Source organism: Myxacorys almedinensis A (assembly GCF_010091945.1).
GTDB classification, from domain to species: Bacteria; Cyanobacteriota; Cyanobacteriia; order Leptolyngbyales; family Leptolyngbyaceae; genus Myxacorys; species Myxacorys almedinensis.
The window spans coordinates 232654-249733 of the sequence record NZ_WVIE01000004.1 but is presented as its reverse complement, the minus strand read 5'-3'; the positions used below and the strand labels follow the sequence as shown (position 1 = coordinate 249733).

Sequence of the window (17080 nt, the reverse complement as noted above, 5' to 3'; positions counted from 1 at the left end):
TACTGCCACCAACCGAAGAAGCCGTCGATTGCGATCAACGACAATCTCTTGCTCCCGGCTTAACCCGAACTCAGGTTGTTTGAGATCTATTCAGTTATTAGCCGCTTGAGCATCAGCTAATAAAGCGCAATAAGACATCTCAATTACTATCTTTTTTGAATGAAGAGAATAGCTTCAGCCCAAAAAGTGTTTATTTAGATTTAGTGATGAGATGCGCCCAAATGTAGAAGGGGCTAAATAGCCTTCCGAGAAAAAATTGCATTTCGCACGCAGTAACGAGATCGGTTGAGAGAATTGTGCGATGTTTGAGGAAATAGAGAGAGATTTTACGGAGATCATTGACTAGGAGTAAAGGGAATGCGATCGGGCGTTGCCAAGGCTGAAATCGCAGCATTCTAAAACGGTGCTGACTAAGACCAATCGTGCGAAAGAAATTGAGCAGATACGATCGCTCAAGCCGCCACCGAGGGATCTGATGCACGATTGTCATATCTGGGGCATACCAAATCTCCCAGTTTGCCAGCTTAATGTGAGATAGGGCTTCCGTTTCTTCACCTTTGAGCGCAAAACCGTTGCCGACGGGACCTTGAACAATTTGATGAGGTGACACCTGATCTAGCCAAACCTGCCTGCGAATGACTAACCCTGCACCAACCGGCAGCCCTCGCTTGTGAGAATCATAGCGAAAGCTGTCTTTGCGTTCCATGGTGGGCAAGTAGTGAGCAATACGATCAAAATTTTGAGGTGGCTCGACTTCGTATTGGGGTAAAATGCGGCTGCCGTATGCGCCTGCTTTGGGGTGCTGTTGCCCGAAGGTATAGGCAGCCGCAACCCACGTCAGGGTAGGGATGTTGTCGTCATCCAGAAAGCCAATCAGCGTGCCTTTTGCTTCTTCGATCGCCCGACGACGCGCGATCGCGGCTCCCTGCTTTGGCTCAAAAATGTATCGCAGTTCCCATGGCTGATGCCAATCGCTTTGGTATTGCTTGACAATCTCGGCAGTATTGTCTGTGCTGTTGTTATCTACAATGACAATTTCCCAGCAGATGCTTTCAACATGGCTTTGTAGCCGCAACTGCTCAAGGATTGCTAGAAGTTTATCTGCGCTGTTATAGCTCCGAATTGCAACAGTAAAATCTAACCTATCTGTTGAGCAAGACATAGCATTGGTACAAATTCTGCACCTTTATGTTGCCCAATTTAAGAGAAGGGTTTGCGGCTTTCTGAGCACGATTTGGTTTACACAACTCTGGCGAGTTGCCAAAAGTGAGACACAAAGAGTCATCCAAGTGTCTCTAAGAATTGATTTAAGCCTCAACTAGGCGCAGAGATCGGGTTTAGCGTCCTGATTGCCTAGCAACACCAACCCTTTTGCATCCATACTAAAATCTTCTCCAGGGGTTAGACCTTGATGAATAAGCTGCTGATAAAGCGTCATTGTTGTAATGCGGCGAATTTCTCTCATCACATATCCTGGAATGACCTGTTCGACTGCCCAGCAAAACGCGACAGGATCTGACCACACAAGGCGCTCTAAGCTGATGACCACAATGCCTGCAACATCTCGCAACGTGAGTCGGCATCTAAGCCCAACAATGATAGATTTACCGATGTCAGCGTTGCGGGTTGCTAGAGCGCAGGTCAGTCTACTAATCTCAGTTTCTAGGTGCAGAGGGGTTGTTTCTTGCACAGGCTCTTTCTCCCAAAGGGTTGTAACGTTTCATCAAAAATATTGGAATTTTGAAAAGTATACCTTGGGATAGATTTTTGGTTTAGAAGAAATAAGCAGTGTAACAAAACGTTTTAATTCCAATTCGCGAAAAACGGACGTTAGCGATCGCTGGCGTTTGATCAAGGTCGAGAACTAGCACTTTATAAACTCTGAGCAAACGCTCCTTGAAATCGGTAGGAGTAGCTGGTGGATGGGTCGGGAAGGAAGTTAGCCCATCGACTCATCCACCCATCTCCCCATCGACTCAACGTTGACAATTTACTAGAGTTATCTGGGCTTGCTATGAGGTCAAGCCAAGTGCTGTTCTACCAAGGTCGCTAAGTGGTCTGTCCAGTAGGTAACGAGTTCCATACTCTCGGCTTCGACCATAACTCGAATGACCGGTTCGGTTCCAGACGCCCGCACGAGAATGCGACCTTGATCACCCATCGCGGCTTCAGCTTGCGCGATCGCATTCATCACCGGATCGCACGCTTGCCACCCTAACCGCCGTACCCGATCGTCCACCCGTACATTCTTCAGCACTTGCGGATAGGTTTTGAAACTGCGATCGACGAGTTCTGCCAGCGTCGCGTCAGATTGCTGCACCAAGTGCGCGAGGTGCAGCGCAGTCAACAACCCATCGCCGCTCACCGTGTAGTGAGGGCAGAGAATATGCCCCGACTGCTCGCCGCCCAGCTTTGCGCCCCGGCGCACCATTTCGGCATAGACATACTGATCGCCCACCGCCGCACGAACCAAATGACCGCCAAGTTTTCCCCAAGCTCGCTCAAATCCCAGGTTAGACATGACCGTAGCCACGATCGTATTTCCGGGTAATTTGCCAGTCTTGAGCAGGTCTTGCCCCCACAGGTAAAGAATATAGTCCCCATCAACCGTTCTTCCGTGGCTATCTACGGCTAAAACCCGGTCAGCATCGCCGTCAAAGGCAAATCCTAGATCGGCGGAATATTGATCAACGGCAGCCTTGAGCAGGTTGAGATGGGTAGAGCCGCAGTTGACATTGATGCGATCGCCATCGGGTGTTTCATGCAGACAAACCACCTCTGCCCCCAGCCCTCGAAAGACCTGCTCGGCATGGCGGGTAGCGGCTCCCCACGCCAGATCTAACACAACTTTTAACCCTGCAAGAGGGCACTCGGTTTGCGTTTTGAGCGGTGATTGAAGGGCATCTAAATAGTCATTCACAAGTTCAGGACGGTGAAAATATTTGCCCCACGGGCGATCAGCCGCACCCAGCGCACCGCCTAGCGCCACAGAGACCGTTTCTAGATCTCCCCGCAAACACGCTTCAATGTGCTGCTGAAGCTCTGGCTCAAGTTTCGCGCCAGTGGCACTAAAAAATTTGATACCGTTATCTTCGGGCGGGTTGTGGCTAGCAGACACCATTACCCCCCCGATCGCGGCGGTAGTTGCGGCTAAATGGGCAACGACCGGAGTTGGGCACAAGCCCACATCCCACACCTCTAGCCCCGATGCCGTCAACCCTGCGGACAGTGCCATCGTCAGCATATTGCTAGAGTTGCGCGAATCTTGACCCAGGATGACAGCAGAACAAGGTGCTGTGAGGTGCGCGCCGCAGAGAGGCAAGACATGCCCTGCCCAATAGCCAACCTGCATCGCTAAAGGGGCGGTTAACAACTCCCCTGCCTTTCCTCGAATGCCATCGGTGCCAAACAGCGCAGAAGTGGGTAAGTTGAGCGTTTCCCAGTGCATTCCCAAGCTCAAGCGGGAAGCTGAAGGACTGGTTGCCTCAGTCTGTTGGGGCAATGAAACCATAGAAAATTGTCTTCCTCACACAACACGTCAAATCACACAACACGTCAAATCACACAACACGTTAAATCAACCATCTAGAACTTACGCACTCAAACGCAATTTTGCCCCCCAACCCCCAACTTTGGGGAGCAAGAGATCAAAGTCTCCAAGTTTGGGGGATTTAGGGGGCGAGTGCGTAAGTCCTGCCATCAAACGTTCGCTGTATGCAGCCCGTAGCAGCAGTGTACCGCGACGCAATTTTTGCCTAAGAGTGCCCGACGCTACACCCCTGCTGCGGTTAACAACGGCTCAAACGCATCCCAACTCAACCCCTGCTCGATATATCGAGGAGCATTCGGATTGTAGGGGCTTTCCAACCGATCTACTGCTTCTATCTCAGCATGATCTGGTAACACAGGAACATCTGGATCGAACGAGGTTGGATTCATTAACGAACTTGAAAATCCTTTAAAGATTGCCACTTGATCTGGTTGTCCGTTTACTCGAACAGACGCCAGCAAAACTTCATTTGGGCGCTTGATTGTGTATCGCTCTAAGCGATCGCCAATGGGAGTATTCATGAGAGGCATGAACTGGCTACGAGGAGGTCAATTTCAAACTAAAGTAAGCTTTAAACAGAGGATAAAAGCTAGAAGATTGAAAAGGTTAAGCAAAAAGGTCAAATCACTAGAGTCAAACGATTAGGTTTAGTTTCCCATCGCCGATCGCTTACGTTTGCCTAAGCGGAAAAACACAAAATATCCCAAATACAGCACATAAATTCCTAAACCAATCAGTCCTAAAAATCCTAAAAAGTAAGGTCTAGCTCCGGCATGAACGTATTCGCGAAACAGCCACGGCGGAGCCAGCCACACACTACACGACGCATCTGAAACGAGTTGTTGACTTGAGAGCAGAGCGCACCGCAAATACGTCGGGATTTGAATTAAAACCCCTAAAACACAGTAAATTGAGACTGCCCATCGCCATGAGGTGAGCGAGAGCCGCAACGGGCTAGATGGCTGGTCTCGAATTTCTTCGTTGAGGTCTGCCCAAAACCAGAGGGAAATTGGCATCAAAATTCGAGCGAGCCACCCCGCTGCAAACCCGATGGGAAATGCCCCAATTAGCAGATAGACCGCGATCGCAAGCAAGCTTGATACCCGCCAGTAGATGATCAGCAAGCGCTGGATTGCCTCAGATCGCTGCGTGAATGCCCAAATCAGCAAGACCAACGGGACAGCGACCGTGAATAAGATGGCTAGGCGGTAGTCAGTCCAGGCGAGGGAAGATAACCAAAAAGGGGCGGTCTGCATAGAAATCGAGGGATGAGGGGCAGGGCATGAAAAGCAGAGTTGGCAGTTCAGCCTATTCAGTATAAAGGAAAGGTTGAAAATGGAGCCTTTGCTGATCTGAAGTGCAAACCGAGGTGGGAGACAAAGAAATCGGCTTGGTTGTTGTTTTCAAGGTTTGAGACTCTGATATGCAAGACTTCAATCTTAAGACTAGACTCATCAAGCCTGTAGTTATATTGTGATTTTATTGGACAAATTGCGCGATCGTAGCTGCCAACCCAGCTAAATCGATCGGTTTTGAGACATAATCGCTGGCTCCAGCCTCTAGGCATCGTTCGCGATCGCCCTTCATTGCCATCGCCGTTTGCACAATTACCGGAATAGACTGATAGCGTTTTTGAGCTTGAAGCTCTCGGGTGAGCGTCAGACCGTCTACTCCTGGGAGATTAATATCCATCAAAATCAGGGTAGGCAGCGATCGCTGAAGAAATTGCCACATTTCGCGGCTGTCTTTCGCCCACGTAACTTCGTAGCCCAGCTTGCCCAGGTAAGCCATCATCAGTCGAGCATTGTGAAGATTATCTTCGACTAGAAGAATATGATACGAGTGGGCGGGGTTAGACGGGTTAGACGGGTTAGACGGGTTAGACAGTGGCTTGACCCTGGGCGGCGATGCCAACAAAACAGGCGCAACCGGGAGCCGCGACGATGGGGCAAAGGCTGGAGAAGGCTCTAGAGCGTCGGAAAGATGAGCTAGATCGGTGAGGGGCAGTGCGATCGTAAAGCGTGATCCTTGCTCGATCATCGATTCTACCCTGACCCATCCACCGTGCAACTCGGCTAGTTTCTGGGTCAGTGCCAACCCTAGCCCTGTCCCTTCGCCGCGACTCGCATTGGTTAGCTGCATGTAGGGACGAAATAAAAGCTGCTGCTGCTCTTCAGAAATTCCGATGCCGGTATCCCAAACGGTGAACTGGACATAGCCGCTGATCAGTTGCACAGTGAGACCGACAGAGCCGCGAGTTGTAAACTTTAGCGCATTGGAGAGCAGATTAAAAAGCATCTGCTTGAGGCGCAACGGGTCAGCAACGATGCTTGTCACGTCGGGCGAAATCTCTAGCTTGAGGGCAAGCCCTTTATCGCTGGCTTTTTCGTGAACAAGCTTAAGCGCAATTTGGCAAACGGGCTTCACCTCGGTGACTTCTTTCTGCAAATCTAGCTGATTGGCTTCAATTTTAGAGAGATCCAGAATGTCATTAATGAGCGCCAGGAGATGCTGACCGCTACTGAGAATAATTTTGAGATAGTCTTGGTGACGAAGATTAGTGACCTCGTAGCCCTGCTCTCGCAGCAAGTGGGTGAACCCTAGGATAGAACTGAGCGGCGTGCGGATCTCGTGGCTGGTGTTTGCTAGAAATTCACTTTTAAGTTTGCTGGTTTGGATGAGTTCTCGGTTGTGGGCTTGAAGCGAGAGGCAGCGTTGAGCTAGGCGGTGCGATCGCGCTGCCTGACGCACCACTGGCAAGACCTGCTCGATTGCTCGATCAATGAGATGCGATCGCAGGTGCAGAAATAACGGTTCGGTCGGGTTGGGGTCTGCGCTGCCTGTCGCCGAAGCCGCGATCAGCCACCCGATGTCGCCCCATCGATCTCCTAGATGCCACCGAGTTTGCCCTTGGGTTTGCTCTAAAAGCGCCAACTCTGCACTGGTGAAACGGCAACCGCCTTCGAGGGAGAGCGATTGGCTAGCCAGGTCGCTTAGAGGGCGGTGGGGCACAGGGGCAGTTGAGAGGTGACAAATCGCCCATTGATCTGGCTCTGGGGTTGGTTTGGCAATGGCGATCGTAGTTCCATCTAACCCCAGGCTCAATTCCTCGACAAACACCTGCAACACTTCCTCCTCAAGGGATGACACGGGGGGTTCAGGGATCTCGTCGGCACCACTAAGGACATCATCTAGCCGGAGGCGAAGCTTATTGAGATAGCGCTCGATCCAAAGGTCGGCGGCGAGCGGGTCAGTCTTTGCGTTGATTCTAAGCATGACTTGCTGCAAAGACGACTCAATTGCAGGTTCGCGAATTGCATGATGGCGATGCAAATTCATAATCACGGACGGCTTAAGGCATGGACACATTCAAGACAAGACCAACTATTGACCCATCCTACCGAGATCTACCGATGCCTTAGGACAGTCTAGAGAGTGGCTTCATAAACCCTTATTAATAAACGCCCTGTGTGAAGAAAATTCTGAAGTTAAAACTCGCGCGTTGAGAACAGCAGCGCTGCGATCGCGAGAACAAAGACAATATACAACACTGCATAACTCGCGTTGGCAACCAGCACATCTGCGGTCGGAATTAGATTGTAAACCGCCTGATTTTTAAGATCGAGGCGCGAGAGATCGGGCAACACGAGATATAAACCTTGGGTTGCCGCTTCGATTGAAGGATTTTTAGCGAGTTTGCCAAATTTGACAAGATCTTGGCTAAACTGCCCCATCAAGAAAACACCGAAGGTGAAAAGCGTGGCTAAGAGAGAACTGGTGCAAACGCCAAAGCCAAGCGCGATCGCAGTGATCAGCGACAGTTGCAAAAACAGGAAACTCGACGAAATTAACAGATCCCGCACGGAAAACGGAACCTTGGCAACATACAAAATCGCCAGGTTGATCGCCGTCATGGCGGTGACTAAAACGGCAAGCACGCCAGACAAGCCCCAGTGTTTGCCGATGATAAATTCAACGCGGCTCACGGGTTTTGCTATTAAAACAAACACGGTGCGCTTCTCGATTTCTTTGTTGATCAGATTTGTGCCCACAAAAATTGCCACGATCAGACCCAATACCGCCATGGCAGCGAGTCCGAGATCCAGCAAAATCTTCTTCTCGGTAGCGGCAGCAATTTCGGGCAACAATCGGTAGGCGAGAAGCATTGCCAACGCATAAAAGCCAACCAGATAGAGAATGCGATCGCGGATCACCTCTCGAAAAACGTTTGTGGCGATCGCGCCAATTCGTCCGACGGTGCTACCAACACCAGTTACTGCACTTTTATTCATGGCGGGTTCCAATTCTGTCGTGGGGAGATACGCCAAAGGGCATCACACCAACACGATACCGGGATTTTTAAAAAGCGCTTCACATTTTTCTGGCTTAGCCAATTTTCCCAGTTCAGCCAATTTTCCTGAGGTATTTATTTCAACAGGACGTACGAAAAGCGTTGCAGATGTTGCAGTGCATCCGTAGGTCGTTACGAACAAGGTTCCGGGGGTAACGAATCTTGTTTATGTCGTGACGAATCTTGTTTGTGTCGTGACGAATCTTGTTTGTGTAGTTAAGTCTCGGTTCAGTATCGCGACAGATTGGGTTCGTGTCGTTTAAGGTCAATGTCGTGATGTCATACCCAATTGATTTTTCACGGCGACAGATCCTCGACCCCCCTGCCTACGGCATCCCCCCTGGGTCAGGATGGACTTTCCGGCTCCCCTCCTGACTAAAGAGAGGTTGGGGGAGGTCGCACATCTATAGCATTTACAGATTAATTTGGTATCACTCAGTGCGTAAGTCCTGCTTATAACATGTGTCATTTGTCTGTGTAGAAAGGAAAGGATCAACCATCCGTCTCTGGGGTTGACAGAAAATCGGGAGAACTGGCTGCCCCACATTGAACGGTGCCAAATGCCTGCGTTTGGGGAAGAGAGACCGCAGGCGGAGCCGGAGAACTAAATTGCAACTGTTGGGGCGGAGCGGCTTTTTGAGATTGAGCAATGCGGCAGGTCTTGGTGAGAAAATAAGCATCGGTGCGGGCGCTTGGGCCTTGCCAGATTCCGTGCAATTCCAAGTCGTAGGCATCCGACACAACCCGCCCATCGAGATTCCATAACTGATTCTCAGCAATTTGGGGCAGTTGAGCAAATGCCTCGTTTCGCACCGCCGGAAACTCTTGATCCAACTCTGACAGCCACCGCTCAACCTGTGCCCACGGTTTACCCTCTAACCTCTGCTTCACTGACTTTTCGGCAGCATCTAACAAATCGACCCCGCGAGAAAACTCAACCCGTTGTCCAGAAGGTTGCAGTTCTCGCACAAAAGCGCTCTGCTCAAACCCTTGTGCCCGAAAGCTGGGATATTCGACCAACCAGTTTTGCACCACAAAGTAAAATTGAAACCAACAGCTAATTACCAAATTGGCGAGTAAGACCAAAATGATATTTTGCCGATTGGCAGGTGTGGGTGTTGTATAGAGCGGGCTTTTGGTTTTGGGGTTGGTTGTGATGAATTTGGGAACCGACCACACGATCGTAGAAATCGGCGGCCAGCTAACAAACGCTGTTGGGGTAGGAACCGCGCGTCCTTCCCAGGTGCCAAAGAGGTAAACGCAAATCAGCGCTCCGACAATCCAAGGCCCGACAAAAAGTTCGTAGAGCTTCAGTTTTTTCTTCACTTCAGGTTCGTACACAAACCACCAGGTTCCCAAAATCAGGAAGACCCACCCAAACGATGAAATAATGCGCTCTGCAATTTGGGGTGGCGCTGGGGAGGTGAGAGCAGCAGTTAGCGCTGAGAAAATACTTAGAAAGATTAAGGTTTGCCAAGATGCCCATTGGGCAGGCTGCATCAGCTTACGAATTTGGTCGAAGATGGCTTTCATGGGGAGAGGGAGCAACGTAAGGTCTGTAGGGAGGGATAGGAGGGCAGGTTAGCAATCAGGTCAGACCGTAGAACAGTCGGTCGGTTTAGGGAAGGGCTAACTTGCCGAGCGATCGCAAGTTCGGCATCCCATTCCTATCGTGATGAGCCGCGTCAAGCGTAGGTACGGACAGCGAGAACAAAGGTAACGGCGCTAAAACTGGCGGCATTTGCCCAAAGGATAGCTAGAGAGCGGTTGGGGAGTTCGCTAAAGGGCTGACGCTGCGCCCGTCCCTTAAACCGGGGTTTGTTTGGGGTAATTTTGTCTGGCGTTTCACGGGTCGGTTGGTTGATGTCTAAGATCCGATCAAGCCCCTCGATCGTGACTAGCTTGAGCAGAAATGCACTGATAAAAATGATGAATGCCAGGATGATCAAAAGAACGGGACTACTGATGCGATCGTAGAATACGTATCCAATGAGTTGCACCTTCAAAACCACAGGAAGCAAAGGTTCTACGAGGAAAAAGATCAGCCAGCCCACAATCGTGACGACCAGATTTGCAGTAGCGGCGTACTGAATACAGATTTTTTGACCGATTCCTAAATAGTTCTGAAGCACCATCGCCTCAATTGCGATCGCCAGCACAATAAACAATAGCTGAAACAAAATCGCTCGTAAGGGCAACACATCGGTAAACATTGGCAGCGTGTTCCATGCTAGACAACAAGATTTTACGGTGAGCCGGGCGGTTTAACGCGAGTTTGGGAAGAGGAGACAAAACGCTAGCCTAGGGAAAGAAAATAGAGTATATTTGAACTACGCTATATATAGCGCTTATGCGATACTGAACGGGCAGAAATGAGCCTCGTAAAGTATCCACTATAAGCGACTACAATGAACTTGCAGATAGGAACCCAAACAGCCATGACGAGAACCGGAGTGGGGATTCGGACAGCGCAAACGCGATCGGAACGCCTGACTGGACAAATTCACGTCTATGATGGCGCGGGTAAAGGCAAGTCTCAGGCAGCGCTAGGGGTAGTGTTGCGCTCGATTGGGCTAGGAATTCAGACCTTCTCTCAAACTCGGGTGCTGCTGCTGCGATTTCTCAAAGGACCGGGGCGAATTTATGACGAGGATGCCTCCATTGAGGCGCTGCAACGGGCGTTTCCCCACTTAATTGATCAAGTTCGCACGGGGCGAGCAGACTATTTTGGGGCAGACGAGGTAACGCCCTTTGATCGCCAAGAAGCCCAGCGTGGGTGGGATGTGGCAAAAGGCGCGATCGCATCGGGTCTCTACTCGGTGGTCGTGATGGATGAACTCAATCCGGTGCTCGATTTGGGGCTGCTGCCGGTGGATGAGGTGGTGAAGACGCTAAAACGTAAACCTGACCCAATGGAGATCATTGTCACCGGTCGGGGCGCGCCTCATGCCCTGATCGACATCGCCGATCTGCACTCTGAAATGAAGCCTCACAATCCCTCGATTGTGAACGAACCCGGTGTGGCAGGCATCGAGATTTACACCGGGGCAGGTAAAGGAAAATCTACCAGCGCCTTGGGAAAGGCATTGCAGGCAATCGGTAAAGGCATCAGCCAAGATAAATCTCATCGGGTTTTGGTGATGCAATGGCTCAAAGGCGGTGCAGGCTATACCGAAGATGCGGCAATTCAAGCTCTGCGGCAAAGTTACCCCAACTTGGTGGATCATCAGCGATCGGGGCGAGATGCGATCGTATGGCGCGGTCAGCAGCAAGAGCTTGATTATGTCGAAGCAGAGCGGGCGTGGGAAATTGCCAGAGCCGCGATCGCGTCGGGTCTTTATAAAACCATCATTCTAGACGAACTCAATCCCACAGTTGATTTAGAACTTCTGCCGGAAGAACCCATCGTGCAAGCCCTACTGCGGAAACCAAAAGATACAGAAATTGTGATCACAGGTCGCTGTAAAAATCCACCAGCTTATTTCGACTTAGCAACTGTTCACTCAGAAATGGTCTGCCACAAGCACTATGCAGAGAAAGGCATAGACCTAAAACGGGGCGTCGATTTCTAATTTTTTTCACCGTTCGTTCTCTCTAGCCGTTACGATGACAGAGAGAGTTTCAGGACAGGTGTACTGATGCCCCACAGGTGTACTTATGCCCCAGAGGATGTCTCAGAGGGTGATCCCTCGACCGGCAGAGCGCTTGAGCATGTCAGGGTCAAGACCTAACGCGGAGGGCTAAATGGCGCGAACGCCAACGATTACCTACGATCGCGGTACGTTGATTCTCCACCCGCCCCCAAAAGGGAAAGTGTGGGTCGATTTTGCCACATGGGACGATCGGATTGAAAAATTTCGCGTTCCGGCTCATCAATATCGCCGTTTGGTGCTGGCACTGCGAGCAGAAGGAACAGAATTAACCGACAAAGCTAAGGAGTTTCAAGAAATCGAGCTAGTGCCCACGCGGGTGATGGAGCCATATCTGCATCAGCAAGAAGCGCTAGAAGCGTGGAAAAATGCCGGACAGTCGGGGGTTGTAGTGCTGCCAACCGCCGCCGGAAAAACCTATCTGGCGCAACTGGCGATGCAGGCAACGCAGCGCAGCACTCTGATTATGGTTCCAACGCTGGATCTGATGCACCAATGGTACGCGCAGTTAGTAACAACGTTTCCCGATGTAGCAATTGGGTTGTTGGGCGGCGGATCACGCGATCGCACCCCCATCTTGGTGGCAACCTACGATAGTGCCGCCATCCATGCTGAAACGTTGGGCAATCAGTATGGGCTGCTCGTGTTTGATGAATGTCACCACCTACCGAGCAGCTTTAATCGAGTGATTGCCGAGTATGCGATCGCGCCTTATCGGTTGGGATTGAGCGCCACACCAGAACGAACCGATGGCAAACACGACGACCTCAAACTATTAATCGGTGAAGAAGTCTATCGCAAAACCGCCGCAGAACTCTCTGGCTCGGCACTGGCAAAACATGATATAGAACAGATCAAAGTCACCCTCTCGGCAGCAGAGCGAGAACGCTACGATCGACTCATCCACATCAGAAATGCCTTCTTGAAAGAAGCCAATATTTACCTCAGCAGTGCTCAAGGGTGGCAGCGATTTGTCGGGGCAAGTGCACGGTCGAAAGCAGGACGAAAGGCGATGTTAGCCCACCGAGAAGCCAAAGCGATCGCGTTTGGCACAGAAGGCAAACTGCGGGTTTTGGGGGAGTTATTAGCCCGTCATTATCCTGCCCGTACGCTGATTTTTACCGACGATAACGCCACGGTTTACCGCGTGTCTCAAGACTTCCTCATTCCTGCCATCACCCACCAAACCCCGGTCAAAGAACGCCATGAGATTTTGACCAAATTCAAGCAAGGCGATTACAAAACCCTGGTTGCCTCACGGGTTTTAAACGAGGGGGTAGATGTGCCTGATGCCAGCGTTGCGATCGTTCTTTCGGGCACAGGTTCAACTCGCGAATACATCCAGCGGCTAGGACGGATTTTACGCAAAGGCAAAGACCCAGCCAAACGCGCGCTGATGTATGAAGTGATTGCCGAAGATACGAACGAAGAAGGCGTTTCTCGCCGTCGGCAGGGCAACACTGCCAAGAAAGCTCCTCGACAGTTGGAGTTAGTCCCGTCGCGATCGACCTATCCGATTCCACCGCCTGCGGTTCCCCGCGCCGCCGAAGCTGAAGAAGATGATAACTGGTAGGGCAAGTCCAAGATTTATCCTCAACCTCAGCACTGTCAGGGGTAAAAGCAGGGGTGACTGAATTCTCGAACCCTGCCAAATACCAAATTAGGCTGTAAATGTTACAGATGTGTGACTTCCCCCAACCCCTCCTTAGCAAGGAGAGGAGCCGGAAAGTCCTTTCTGACCCAGGGGGGATACCGTAGACAGGGGGGGCGAGGATCTGTCGCCGTGAAAAATCAATTTGGTATGAGCGATCAGCGTTGATGCACAAATTGAATCGGGATCATGCACCTTTTTCATCGTTGAGAAGAATTCGTAGTGAATGCTACAAACCAAATTAGGTAAGCCTCTAATCTGAAGCCAGGAAAGCAATCTAGCGGAACTGGTTCTACTATGGCTAAGCAGCATTTGGCTAAGAAAAATTTAATTGTGATTGGCAATGGCATGGTGGGTCACAAGTTTTTAGAGCGGATGATTGCTAAAGGAGCCGCGCAAAACTGGAACCTGATCGCGTTTTGCGAAGAACCACGAGTGGCTTACGATCGCGTGAATTTAAGCGGCTTTTTTGATGGAAAAACAGAAGCCGATTTAACCTTAGTAGAGCCAGGGTTTTATCAAAACCATCAGATTCAGATGCACATCGGGGAGCGGGCAACGAAGATTGATCGCGATCGCAAGTGTGTGAGTTCTGCCCATGGCTCAACAATTCCCTACGACAAGCTGGTGTTCGCCACTGGCTCTTACCCCTTTGTGCCGCCCATTCAAGGCAAAGACGCTGACGGAACATTTGTCTATCGCACCATTGCTGATCTCGAAGCGATCGCCGCCTATGCCAAACATTGCCGGGTCGGAGTAGTGATCGGCGGCGGGCTACTCGGTCTCGAATGCGCCAACGCCCTCAAAAATTTAGGACTCGAAACCCACGTCGTCGAATTTATGTCACGGTTGATGCCCGTTCAGGTCGATGAGGCAGGCGGACAACTGCTCAAACGGGAAATTGAAGCGATCGGCGTTCGCGTGCACACGCAAAAATCGACCACCGAAATTGTCAACGAAAACGGTCGAGTCTACAAAATGGTCTTTGCCGATGGCACAGAATTGCACACCGACTTGATTGTGTTTTCGGCGGGGATTCGCCCTCGCGACGACTTGGCACGAGAGTGCGATTTGCAAGTTGGGGAGCGGGGCGGCATCGTGATCAATCAAGCCTGTCAAACCTCTGATCCCAATATCTTTGCGATCGGGGAATGCGCCCTCTACGACAATCAAATTTATGGGTTAGTTAGCCCTGGCTATCTGATGGCAGGCGTAGCGGCAGACAACCTCTGTAGCCCAGGCAGCAGCAGCTTTGCTGGAGCCGACATGTCTACAAAACTCAAACTGCTGGGCGTAGATGTTGCGAGCTTTGGCGATGCCTTTGCCAAAACAACCGGGTCTAGAGAACTCGTGATTAGCGATGCGATCCAAGGTACCTACAAAAAATTGGTGGTTGATGCCACCGCCACAACGCTCCTCGGGGGCATTCTCGTCGGTGACGCTTCTATCTACGGCAGCTTGATGCAACTGATGCAGACCAAAACGACCTTGCCGCCGCATCTAGAAGACTTGCTGTTGCCGCCCCGCTCTGGCGGCGAAACTGCCCTGATGCGGGTTGAAAACTTCCCCGATACGGCGCAAATCTGCTCATGTAACAATGTGAGTAAGGGCGATCTCTGCGCGGCAATTCGAGACCAGCAGCTAACCGATATTGCCAGCGTTAAGCAGTGCACAACCGCCGGAACCGGGTGCGGGGGCTGCGTTCCGTTAGTAACCGATTTGCTCAAGGCAGAACTTAAGCAAGCCGGAATCGAGGTGAATAATCATCTCTGCGAACACTTTGCCTATTCGCGCCAGGAGTTGTATCACCTCGTGCGATCGTCGGTTTCCTCTACCGATGCCGCACCACCGATCCAAACCTTCGATTACCTCCTCCACCGCCACGGGCGCGGGGCAGGATGCGAGATTTGTAAACCTGCGATCGCGTCTATTTTGGCATCGGTCTGGAATGACTTGATTTTGAACCCGTCCCACGCTGGGCTACAAGACACCAACGACGCCTTTCTGGCTAACATTCAGCGCGATGGCACCTATTCCATTGTGCCTCGGGTTCCGGGCGGCGAAATTACCCCCGACCAACTGATTGTTTTAGGCGAAGTGGCGAAAGAGTTTAACTTATACTCCAAAATTACAGGCGGACAGCGCATCGATTTGTTTGGCGCACGAGTCGATCAACTGCCTCAGATTTGGCGACGGTTGATCGAGGCAGGCTTTGAGTCGGGACACGCTTACGGAAAGGCGCTACGGACGGTGAAATCCTGTGTGGGCAGTACGTGGTGCCGGTTTGGGGTTCAAGATTCAACCTCCCTAGCGATCGCGCTTGAGTTACGCTACCGAGGCTTGCGCGCTCCCCACAAACTCAAGAGTGCGGTGTCGGGCTGCACTCGCGAATGTGCCGAAGCCCAGAGCAAAGATTTCGGCATCATCGCCACCGAGAAAGGCTGGAATCTTTACGTCTGCGGCAACGGGGGCATGAAACCGCAACATGCTCAATTGCTGGCAGCCGATTTAGATACCGAAACCCTAATTCGCTACATCGATCGCTTCTTGATGTTCTACATTCGCACGGCCAATCGGCTCGAACGAACTGCCACTTGGTTTAACAAATTAGAGGGCGGCATGGACTATTTGCAGCGAGTGGTGATTCATGATGCGCTCGGCATTTGTGCAGACCTGGAAGCCGAAATGGCGCACCAAGTTGCGACTTACGAGTGTGAATGGAAAGACGCGATCGACGATCCAGCCAAGCTAAAGCGCTTTCGCCACTTCGTCAATGCCGATCACCCTGATCCAAATGTGATTCGAGTCGAGGAACGGGGACAGTTGCGCCCCGCCTACGAGCATGAGCGACAACTCTTAACCATCGGCACGCAGCCCTAAGATACGTGTCCGCATTTACCAATCTCGCATCGCCGACTCTGGTTCCGTTTGCCGACCCTTTATCGTGCTTAAATTATGCAAGCCATCACCCATCAATCCACTGCAACCGATTGGATTACCGTGTGTGCAGTAAATGACATTCTGCCAAATACAGGCGTTTGTGCCTGGGTCAACCATCAGCAAGTTGCGATCTTTCGAGTTGGGCACGAAGCCACCCTGTACGCGATCGCTAACTACGATCCGTTTAGCAACGCCTACGTTTTGTCGCGGGGCATTGTCGGCGATCGGGGCGGCATTCCCAAGGTTGCCTCTCCGATTTACAAGCAAACCTTTAATCTTGCAACGGGAGAATGCTTCGACAACCCAGAGATCAGCGTGCCTACGTTTCCAGTTCGTGTTGTAGATGGGCAGGTTCAAGTCGGGCGTTTTGAGTAAGCCAGAACGTCGTTTTTATCAGCCTGATAACGCTGACAAACTAAAGTGTTGTGCTACACAAATAAAGCCAAACCAGATCTCAAAATCTCACGTATAATTAAAGGATGCACGGGGCTGTAACGGTTTCGACGGGCTAGCGAACGCTATACTATGCAGGTCGAGAGGGAGTCTACTCTCGTAAATCCAGGCTCAAAAGAATAGATGCAAACAACATCGTTCCTTTTGCTCGTGAAGCAGCAGTAGTTGCTTAATTAAAAACCTCTTCTAGGTTCGAGCGCTCACGGTTTGACGCCGTTAAAGATTGTGAGCAAACCCCAACGGCTGCTCTAGACGCTCGCCTCTGGTCGGTCGGCTAGTTAAGACAATACCAGAGCATCCCATCGTTCGGGATAAAGAACGATTCCCGCTTCGAGGATTAGAGAAGCTAAACCTGTGAATGAGTGGTGTACTAATACCTAGTTTGGACACGGGTTCGACTCCCGTCAGCTCCACTAAAAAACGACGCTCCACTAAAAAACGACTTAGTAGAAATGCTGGGTCGTTTTGTTTTGGGTGAAATGAGC

Annotated in this window: 13 protein-coding genes and 1 other RNA gene; 5 read left to right on the top strand and 9 right to left on the bottom strand. The window is 51.0% G+C overall.

The annotated features are described in order from the left end of the window. Window positions 1-190 precede the first annotated feature (190 nt). The 9 genes from hpsE to fraC form a co-directional block, all read right to left on the bottom strand. On the bottom strand, window positions 191-1162 hold the full coding sequence (gene hpsE, locus GS601_RS05210; protein ID WP_162422196.1) for a hormogonium polysaccharide biosynthesis glycosyltransferase HpsE: 972 nt from the start codon (window positions 1160-1162) through the stop codon (window positions 191-193). 156 nt (window positions 1163-1318) lie between these two features. Then, window positions 1319-1690, bottom strand: a complete 372-nt coding sequence (locus GS601_RS05205) for a hypothetical protein (protein ID WP_162422195.1) — start codon at window positions 1688-1690, stop codon at window positions 1319-1321. A gap of 330 nt (window positions 1691-2020) precedes the next feature. Continuing rightward, the gene (gene glmM, locus GS601_RS05200; RefSeq protein ID WP_162422194.1) at window positions 2021-3511 is read right to left on the bottom strand and encodes a phosphoglucosamine mutase; all 1491 of its coding nucleotides are present in this window, start codon (window positions 3509-3511) and stop codon (window positions 2021-2023) included. Between the two features lie 260 nt (window positions 3512-3771). Then, window positions 3772-4071, bottom strand: coding sequence for a DUF7734 family protein (locus tag GS601_RS05195; protein ID WP_162422193.1), 300 nt, complete (start codon window positions 4069-4071; stop codon window positions 3772-3774). A 126-nt stretch (window positions 4072-4197) separates the two neighbouring features. Further along, a complete protein-coding gene (locus GS601_RS05190) occupies window positions 4198-4806 on the bottom strand; it encodes a DUF3177 family protein (RefSeq protein ID WP_162422192.1) in 609 nt (202 codons plus the stop codon). A 223-nt stretch (window positions 4807-5029) separates the two neighbouring features. Continuing rightward, complete coding sequence (locus GS601_RS05185) at window positions 5030-6826, bottom strand: ATP-binding protein (RefSeq protein ID WP_202924865.1); 1797 nt, start codon at window positions 6824-6826, stop codon at window positions 5030-5032. A gap of 212 nt (window positions 6827-7038) precedes the next feature. Beyond that, window positions 7039-7842, bottom strand: coding sequence for an ABC transporter permease (locus GS601_RS05180; protein ID WP_162422220.1), 804 nt, complete (start codon window positions 7840-7842; stop codon window positions 7039-7041). Window positions 7843-8393: 551 nt separating this feature from the next. Beyond that, window positions 8394-9434 carry a DUF5357 family protein gene (locus tag GS601_RS05175; protein WP_162422191.1) on the bottom strand — a complete coding sequence of 347 codons (1041 nt, stop codon included), beginning with the start codon at window positions 9432-9434 and terminating at the stop codon, window positions 8394-8396. Window positions 9435-9586: 152 nt separating this feature from the next. Then, window positions 9587-10114 (bottom strand): filament integrity protein FraC, encoded by a 528-nt coding sequence (gene fraC, locus GS601_RS05170; protein ID WP_162422190.1) that lies wholly within the window; start codon window positions 10112-10114, stop codon window positions 9587-9589. 195 nt (window positions 10115-10309) lie between these two features. Here fraC and GS601_RS05165 point away from each other — a divergent pair, with 195 nt between their 5' ends. The 5 genes from GS601_RS05165 (at window position 10310) to ssrA (ending at window position 17011) form a co-directional block, all read left to right on the top strand. Then, window positions 10310-11473, top strand: coding sequence for a cob(I)yrinic acid a,c-diamide adenosyltransferase (locus tag GS601_RS05165; RefSeq protein ID WP_338016965.1), 1164 nt, complete (start codon window positions 10310-10312; stop codon window positions 11471-11473). 172 nt (window positions 11474-11645) lie between these two features. Next, complete coding sequence (locus tag GS601_RS05160) at window positions 11646-13124, top strand: DEAD/DEAH box helicase (RefSeq protein ID WP_162422188.1); 1479 nt, start codon at window positions 11646-11648, stop codon at window positions 13122-13124. A gap of 375 nt (window positions 13125-13499) precedes the next feature. Beyond that, a complete protein-coding gene (gene nirB, locus GS601_RS05155; RefSeq protein WP_162422187.1) occupies window positions 13500-16082 on the top strand; it encodes a nitrite reductase large subunit NirB in 2583 nt (860 codons plus the stop codon). 75 nt (window positions 16083-16157) lie between these two features. Beyond that, window positions 16158-16517: a nitrite reductase small subunit NirD gene (gene nirD / locus GS601_RS05150; protein ID WP_202924864.1), complete on the top strand. Its 360-nt coding sequence runs from the start codon at window positions 16158-16160 to the stop codon at window positions 16515-16517. A 110-nt stretch (window positions 16518-16627) separates the two neighbouring features. Next, window positions 16628-17011, top strand: a transfer-messenger RNA (tmRNA) gene (ssrA, locus tag GS601_RS05145). Window positions 17012-17080 lie beyond the last annotated feature (69 nt).

Coding starts and splice junctions, on each gene's coding strand:
- GS601_RS05185 (WP_202924865.1), bottom strand. CDS start 6,826: ATGCTTAGAATCAACGCAAAGACTGACCCGCTCGCCGCCGACCTTTGG.
- nirB (WP_162422187.1), top strand. CDS start 13,500: ATGGCTAAGCAGCATTTGGCTAAGAAAAATTTAATTGTGATTGGCAAT.
- GS601_RS05190 (WP_162422192.1), bottom strand. CDS start 4,806: ATGCAGACCGCCCCTTTTTGGTTATCTTCCCTCGCCTGGACTGACTAC.
- GS601_RS05195 (WP_162422193.1), bottom strand. CDS start 4,071: ATGAATACTCCCATTGGCGATCGCTTAGAGCGATACACAATCAAGCGC.
- fraC (WP_162422190.1), bottom strand. CDS start 10,114: ATGTTTACCGATGTGTTGCCCTTACGAGCGATTTTGTTTCAGCTATTG.
- GS601_RS05160 (WP_162422188.1), top strand. CDS start 11,646: ATGGCGCGAACGCCAACGATTACCTACGATCGCGGTACGTTGATTCTC.
- glmM (WP_162422194.1), bottom strand. CDS start 3,511: ATGGTTTCATTGCCCCAACAGACTGAGGCAACCAGTCCTTCAGCTTCC.
- hpsE (WP_162422196.1), bottom strand. CDS start 1,162: ATGTCTTGCTCAACAGATAGGTTAGATTTTACTGTTGCAATTCGGAGC.
- nirD (WP_202924864.1), top strand. CDS start 16,158: ATGCAAGCCATCACCCATCAATCCACTGCAACCGATTGGATTACCGTG.
- GS601_RS05165 (WP_338016965.1), top strand. CDS start 10,310: ATGAACTTGCAGATAGGAACCCAAACAGCCATGACGAGAACCGGAGTG.
- GS601_RS05180 (WP_162422220.1), bottom strand. CDS start 7,842: ATGAATAAAAGTGCAGTAACTGGTGTTGGTAGCACCGTCGGACGAATT.
- GS601_RS05175 (WP_162422191.1), bottom strand. CDS start 9,434: ATGAAAGCCATCTTCGACCAAATTCGTAAGCTGATGCAGCCTGCCCAA.